This window comes from Actinokineospora sp. NBRC 105648 (assembly GCF_030269645.1).
Lineage (GTDB): Bacteria > Actinomycetota > Actinomycetes > Mycobacteriales > Pseudonocardiaceae > Actinokineospora.
This window is the reverse complement of the sequence record NZ_BSTR01000124.1, coordinates 1-430: the sequence shown is the minus strand read 5'-3', so window position 1 is coordinate 430 and position 430 is coordinate 1. Positions and strand designations below refer to the sequence as shown.

Genomic DNA, 430 nt, shown 5'->3' with positions numbered 1-430 from the left:
GGCGACACGGTCGAAGGCCGGTGGGCGGCCACCGGCCCGGCCGCGGCGCAGCCGGTTGGCTTGCCGGTCCCGGCGTTCGGGAATCGTCGCCGGGATGTGCCCTCGGCGCAGGTAGGAACAGATGGCGCGGCTGGAGTAGCCCCTGTCGGCCGGCACTCGGCCCGGCCGGGTCGCAGGTCGCCCCGGACCCCGGCGGCGGAACTCGACACCCGCCATGACCGTGGTGAACTGGGTGCGGTCGTTGACGTTGCCGCCGGTCAGCACGATCGACAGCGGCCGTCCGTGGCCGTCGCAGGCGAGGTGGATCCTGGTAGTGACTCCGCCACGGGACCGGCCGACGGCACGATCACATGGCTCGCTCTGCCCGCCGCGGGATTCGCTCGCCCCCTGTGCGGGGCGGCGGCGTGCTGATGCGCCCGCACGATGCTGG

The 430-nt window shown here is 74.4% G+C and carries 1 pseudogene; it reads right to left on the bottom strand.

Annotated features, from left to right (window positions below):
- A pseudogene (locus QSK30_RS36645) lies at positions 1-430 on the bottom strand (transposase); the annotation flags it as partial.